Raw genomic sequence first — 6,620 nt, 5'->3', positions numbered from 1 at the left:
CCTTCCCCGGATCACCCTTGGAGGCATATGAGCTTGAGGTCTCTCAAACGCAAGGCTGCCTGGAACTATAGTTAGCAGGAACCAATATGGGACATTTCTAATGAGTCAAGAAAGAGGTCATTTCTAAAGAGTCTTGACATCCAAGGCAAAACCCCTTGACGGCCACTATATGTGGTGGTATAGTCATGCCCTACCGCAATCTATAGGACTTATCTGTTCATGAAATGCCCTTTTTGTGGATACCAGGATTCAAAGGTTGTCGACTCTCGGGGTATGAACGACGGGATACGCCGTCGCCGCGAGTGTCTGCACTGCCACGCCCGCTTTACTACCTACGAGCGCTTTCAGGCCAATAGTTTCCTGGTGATCAAGAAGGATAGCCGCCGCGAGGAATTCAGCCGCGACAAGCTGACTGCAGGACTTCGCATGGCCTGTGCCAAACGCCCTGTTGCTAACAAGGATATCGAGCAGCTCGTGGATAAGATAGAGAGCGATCTCCATCATTTGGGCAAAGTCGAGGTGTCCAGCTCCAGCGTCGGAGAACTGGTCATGAAATACCTCAAGGAACTGGACCGCATTGCCTATATTCGCTTTGCCAGCGTCTATCGCGAGTTTGCCGACGTGGAAAGCTTCCGGCAGGAAATCGATGCCCTGGCGAAAGGTCAGGAGAAGGCTCCCGCTGCCCAGTTGCCCCTGATCCCCCCGGACGGGTTCCTCGCCCCGCCCAAGAGGCAGCGAAAAAGGGAACTGGCTGGGAGGAGGTGAGAAACAGTGGCTGACTCTGACATCAGAAAAGGTGAAACAGACCGGCTGGTCCGCGATCAGATAGCCCGGGCTATCTTCGCCGCCGCCGAGTCTGTGGGTATTTCCGACCGCAACCTGGCCGAGCAGCTCACCGGGCAGGTGATTCAACGCCTGGAGCGGGGAAAGGTAGGCACCAGACTGCCGCTGCCCGGTATGGAAGGCCTTGTCCTTAAGGGAAAACCGAAAGGACCGCGCAGCCTGCAACCCCCTGAGATCAAGGGCATGGTGAAGGAGGCTTTGACGGAGATGGGACATCCAGAGATCGCTGAAGCATATGCCAAACTGAGAGAGTCATGCACCAAGCCCGCTGTTGAAAAGAACGCCGCAGGGATCACCATCAAGCTCAACCCCAACGCCATGAGGGTGCTGGAGAAACGGTACCTGATGAAAGACCTTGAGGGCAAGGTGGTGGAGACCCCTGAAGAGATGTTTCGCCGCGTTGCCCATTGCATCGCCTCCGCTGAGCTGGCCTACAATGCTCAAGCTGATGTCAGAACGCTGGAAGAACAGTTCTTTGAAATGATGACCAGCCTGGAGTTCCTGCCCAATTCACCCACTCTGATGAACGCAGGCAGGGAACTGGGGCAGCTCTCTGCCTGCTTCGTTCTCCCCATTGACGACTCCATGGAGTCCATCTTCGAAGCGGTGAAGCAGACCGCCCTCATCCATAAGAGCGGCGGCGGCACCGGCTTCTCCTTCTCCAGACTCCGCCCGGAGAGCGACCGGGTGGGCTCCACCGGCGGCATTGCCAGCGGCCCGGTCTCCTTCCTGCGCGTTTTCGACGTCGCCACCGATGTCATCAAGCAGGGTGGTATGCGTCGCGGGGCCAATATGGCCATCCTCAGTATCAACCACCCCGATATCCTCAGATTCATCTATGCTAAAGAGAAGGGCACTGCCTTCAGCAACTTCAACCTCTCCGTTGCCATCACCGAGGACTTCATGAAGGCCGTCGATGAGGGCCGCGATTACGACCTCATTAACCCCCATACCAGGCAGGCCGTCCAGAAGCTCAATGCCAGGGAGGTCTTTGACAAGATTGTGGACATGGCCTGGAGAACGGGCGACCCCGGCATCATCTTCATCGACCGCGTCAACAGAGACAATCCCACTCCGAAGCTGGGGACCATTGAGAGCACTAACCCCTGCGGCGAGCAGCCCCTGCTTCCCTACGAGTCCTGCAATCTGGGTTCCATCAACCTCTCCCGCATGCTCCGCCAGCAGAATGGCAACGTGGAAATTGACTATGCCAAGCTGGCCGGCACGGTGAGGCTGGTGGTCAAGTTCCTGGACAACACCATTGAAGCCAACAAGTTTCCTACTGCCCAGATAGAGAAGATGACCAAGACCACCCGGAAGATCGGCCTCGGGGTGATGGGATTCGCCGACGCCCTGATCTGCCTCGGCATCCCCTATGATTCCGAGAAGGCCCTGGAGACCGCCGAAAGCCTGATGAGCTTCATTAATAAAGAAGCCACTGCTGCCTCGGCAGATCTGGCCAAAGAGAGAGGCTCCTTCCCTGCCTTCGAAGGAAGCATCTATGACGTGCCCGGCGGGCCCAAACTCCGAAATGCCGCCCGCACCACCATTGCCCCCACAGGCACACTGAGCATCTTCGCCGGCTGCTCCAGCGGCATCGAGCCGCTCTTTGCCCTCTCCTATACCCGCACCATCCTTGAGGGGGAGCACCTGCTGGAGGTGAACCCCTATTTCGAGGAGGTCGCCCGGAAGGAGAATTTCTACAGCGAGGACTTGATGAAGGAACTGGCCCAGAGGGGCAGCGTCCGCGGCATGGACAAGGTGCCGCAGTGGGTGCAGCAGCTTTTCACGGCTGCTCACGATATCACGCCGGAATGGCACGTGAGGACACAGGCTGCCTTTCAGAAATACACCGATAACGCCGTCTCCAAGACGGTCAATTTTCCCCATGATGCCACCAGAGAGGACGTGGCCAGGGTCTATCGCCTGGCCTATGAGTTAGGCTGCAAGGGGATCACCATCTATCGCGACCGCAGCAAGGAAAGCCAGGTACTGAGCATCGATCACCAGGAACTCGCGCCCGAGAAACAAGAGACTAAGGCTGAGCCTGCGGCCCGTGCCCCCCGCAAGCGCCCCCGCACTACCAGCGGCTCCACCGAAAAGGTATCCACAGGTTGCGGTAATCTCTACGTCACTGTCAACAAGGATGAGCATGGCATATGCGAGGTCTTCTCCACTCTGGGGAAGACGGGCGGGTGTGCCACCGCCCAGTTAGAGGGGATCTCCCGGCTCATCTCCCTGTCCCTGCGGTCAGGTGTGGAGCCAGCCGAAATTGCCAGGCAGCTTCGAGGCATCCGCTGTCCTTCGATTGCCTGGCAGGAAGGGCACGCCGTCCTGTCCTGTCCGGACGCCATCAGCAGCGTGCTGGAGAAGGAGGCCGGGGAAGGCCAGGAAAGTACGGAACACAAACCCGTTGCAGAATCAACGCCTATCCGGAACATAGCTGGTCAGTGCCCCGACTGTGGCAACCTGCTGGTCTATCAGGAGGGCTGCTTCCTCTGCCGCAGCTGCGGCTACACCAAATGCGGCTGACGCCGACAGCCCTACCATTTACGATATCAGTGGGTGTCAGGTGACCTAACCTAACGTGGAACGTAAAACATGAGTAAGTCCAGATTGAATAGAGATTGGCATCGGATGCACAAAATGCCTGCTAGAGCCACGTTTGAACAAAGGCTCCAGTGGCATCTGGAACATGCCGAACACTGCAGGTGTCGCCCTATTCCGCAGAAACTTGTTGAGGAAATGGAAAAGAAGGGAATATCTGCGCCTAACCTGGCACTCAAGAGGGATGCGTTGAAGAGCTGACGCACCCCTTAGCTCAAACGTTAGGCCACAAGACACATTAACCGAGATTTGTGTAGTTTGGATTTGAAGGGGCAAAAGCTAACAATAGTCTGGGTGAAGCAGTTCGAAAGTCCAGATAGTGCAACGGATGTCACCCTGCTCAGCGAAACGCGAAGACTACCTTGAGGGGCACGTTTCCAGTTCTGTCTATTGGACCCCACGGCTCACCAAACAGGATAGAAGGCAAAACCAAGACGTTTGAAAAGACCTTTGCGTTTCTGTATTGAGGACGTGATTCGGGTCCCCAGGAGATAGGGTATCAAACAGGCAGGACTCTTAGGGTGGTGTTCACCTTGATTGGAGCAGCATCTCCAATGTTCTTACCGAATCCCTCACGAAGTCGGGGCAAACAGATGTAAATATCTTCTTGTCCCGTGCTTCAACAAGACCTTCCGGCGTGCTTAGATCATAGCCAATAAGCTCTTTACATATCAATGAGCCATGGAGTGCCTCGAACCTTCGATTGAACTCGCGCACGAGTGCATAGGTTTTTTCCAGACTTTCGCGTGGGCTGTCGGATGACATTTTCTGTGCCAGTCCCAGCACCATATAGGCGCCGGTGACCGCACCACACGTCTTGCCAGTACGCCCCATGCCACCGCCAAATCCTTGAGCCAATTTCAACGCCAAACTGCGTTCCAGCCCAAATTTATCACAATAAGTACTTAATACAACCTGGGCACAATTCATCCGGTGGGCAGCCATGAGTGTATATGCATCACCAGCTCTATCCATATATCCTCATAAACTGAGCCATAGATTTCTCCAGTGTTGCCGAAGATCACTGGTTCTGGCAGATTCTGAGTCGCCAGAAGGCCATCTATTATTTATCGCCTCTTCACTCTATCGCCTCGCCTCGTTTCCAGAATTGCCACCAGGGTTTCTTCCCTGGCTCGGGCAATAGCTTGCGCTGCTGGGCAGCCAGGAAATGCGCTTCCTTGATGCGCTCATTAAGTCCATCGATTTGCTTATTCTTCTCCTTGATTTCCTCGTCTCTTCTGCCCAGCTCAGCCCTGAGGAAGTCTATCTGGCCGTTCCTCTCCCCCAACTGCTCTTCAAGATGATGTATCTCCCTCTCTTTTCCTCGCAGTTGGTCATACTTGGCCTTCAGCAGTTCCTCCATCTCAGCTTCGAGCTTTTCCCTATCCGAGCTGGATACTCTGGGCAGAGATTGTCCATTTTGTCCTGGTTGTCCATTGCCAACCTGGACAAGCCACTCCCCATGCTCCTTACGAGCTACCAGGAGACCCAGCCTTATTCGACGCCATACGGTCTTGGTGCTCACTCCAAGAAGTCTGGCTGCCTCTGCCAATGGCACCTCTGGTACTGTCTGCCCAAGCGTCTTTTCCTGTTCGTTCAGTGTAACCATGCCAGCCTCCCTATTTCTTCTCTCGTGGCCTGTCCCAATACGGACTGCGGCAATGGGGACAGACTCTCGGTGGTCGTTCTATTCTCGGTATCCATTCATGGCTGCATCTATGGCAGTGGAGTTTGGGCAGGGCATACCTGCTCAGCACCTCAGCCAGTTGAGGAAACGGTTGGGTGATAGCCGGAGCAGTGCCACCAGAATACGGCTGCCCCTTTTTTTCGTCTCTCCCCTTATTCATATTTGAGCGCAATATATACCTATTATCACATATTGTCAAGAGATATTGTTATCATATGATATATGTTATCATAGCATTATTCAAGATTCCCGTATAAGAACCTGCGAGGATGGTCTTCAGGTAGTCCTGGCCAAAGCGCCTCCGAAGACCTGCCACGCCAGAGCCGACTTGGCCACCAGGCTCAAGATCATGTAAACCTTCTCACCGAAGAGGTAGTCCCTCCAGGGCCCAACCTTCTTGTACTGCAGAACCATGTTCACAGCAAAGCTGAAGAAAAACACAAAGAGCGAGCCCAGAATACCGTAGACAAAAGTGGGTACGGTATCCGAAGCAGATGAAATCGCGGCAATAAAGTACCACGCTATAATCACCCAGGGGAAGATGCCGGCGATGCAGCCGAAGATGTACGCTGTCCAGTCTGTACTTCTGGTGCTCTGGTTATGCAGCTCCATCATCAGGCCGAACAGGTTCATCGTAGCCGTGAGAGCGAAGAGCAGGATCATGGTTGGCAGATCACGGACCCCACTCAACATACCGATGAGAACTACCATGAGCGAGGCGCTGAGTGCATACTCATACCACCTGAGGTAGTTAATGCCCTTATTCAGATTGCGCACATACCAATTGAACCCAATCGGCGAAGCCATGATGAAATGCGCCACCGCCGAAATCAGCAGAAAGGCGGCTACCATCGGACCGACGCGCAGGCTCACCACAGGGTCTGTTACCGTGCCCGCGGTTCCCGCGGGCAACCATTTCAAGAAAGAAGTGGTTATGGTAACCGAATAATCGTTGGCCAGAACTAACATGGCGGCTGCCTGGGCCAGATGCAGGACGCACATGATAGCGTTGAACCACCTCAGCTTTACGAATTGTGGCTCCATAGTTGCACCAGAGTTGCTACTCATAACTAACCTCCTCTTCTATCTGACTTTTTGCCTTCTCACCACGCCACTGCTATGCTTATGCACCACTTGGCCTCTTTGGTACCATGCAACCCGTACCATTGTCAATAGTACCTTATCGATACATGGCAAGTCATACCATTCGTACCCGAAAAAGTAAAGCCTCCCTAACAACTCCGCCCGCTCCAAAATGAACAAACAGACCTACTCCGTCATTCCCGCCCAAAACGAAATCCATTCGTGGTCTTACGCTTGACCCTGTTTCGAAGTAAGTCAATTCTTACAGACTACTGCCACACCAGTAAAGCTGTAATCGCAAGAATCCTGGAACAGGCTATAATAGAGCGGGTTGCCAAACTTGCCCGAGGAATGGAGAGGACTGATATGAAAGTGAGGGATCTAGTACTACTACGTTAAG

Annotated in this window: 6 protein-coding genes; 3 read left to right on the top strand and 3 right to left on the bottom strand. The window is 54.2% G+C overall.

The genetic code is table 11. The annotated features are described in order from the left end of the window. Nucleotides 1–219 precede the first annotated feature (219 nt). The 3 genes from nrdR to NTZ04_08320 all read left to right on the top strand — a co-directional run bounded on the left by nrdR (nt 220) and on the right by NTZ04_08320 (nt 3,651). Complete coding sequence (gene nrdR / locus NTZ04_08330) at nt 220–765, top strand: transcriptional regulator NrdR (protein ID MCX5992311.1); 546 nt, start codon at nt 220–222, stop codon at nt 763–765. A gap of 6 nt (nt 766–771) precedes the next feature. Then, entirely contained in the window at nt 772–3,375 is a 2,604-nt protein-coding gene (locus NTZ04_08325) for a vitamin B12-dependent ribonucleotide reductase (GenBank protein MCX5992310.1), read from the top strand. Between the two features lie 114 nt (nt 3,376–3,489). Further along, nucleotides 3,490–3,651: a hypothetical protein gene (locus NTZ04_08320; protein MCX5992309.1), complete on the top strand. Its 162-nt coding sequence runs from the start codon at nt 3,490–3,492 to the stop codon at nt 3,649–3,651. 327 nt (nt 3,652–3,978) lie between these two features. On the opposite strand, the gene NTZ04_08315 is transcribed toward NTZ04_08320, so the two are convergent. The 3 genes from NTZ04_08315 to heR form a co-directional block, all read right to left on the bottom strand. Beyond that, nucleotides 3,979–4,425, bottom strand: coding sequence for a C-GCAxxG-C-C family protein (locus NTZ04_08315; protein MCX5992308.1), 447 nt, complete (start codon nt 4,423–4,425; stop codon nt 3,979–3,981). 103 nt (nt 4,426–4,528) lie between these two features. Next, on the bottom strand, nt 4,529–5,059 hold the full coding sequence (locus tag NTZ04_08310) for a hypothetical protein (protein ID MCX5992307.1): 531 nt from the start codon (nt 5,057–5,059) through the stop codon (nt 4,529–4,531). Between the two features lie 354 nt (nt 5,060–5,413). Continuing rightward, nucleotides 5,414–6,205 carry a heliorhodopsin HeR gene (gene heR, locus NTZ04_08305; GenBank protein ID MCX5992306.1) on the bottom strand — a complete coding sequence of 264 codons (792 nt, stop codon included), beginning with the start codon at nt 6,203–6,205 and terminating at the stop codon, nt 5,414–5,416. Nucleotides 6,206–6,620 lie beyond the last annotated feature (415 nt).

Source organism: Chloroflexota bacterium (assembly GCA_026389585.1).
In the GTDB taxonomy this organism is placed as follows: Bacteria; Chloroflexota; Dehalococcoidia; order UBA2247; family RBG-13-53-26; genus JAPLHP01.
The sequence above is the reverse complement of the archived record's forward strand: the minus strand, read 5'-3'. Positions and strand labels throughout refer to the sequence as shown.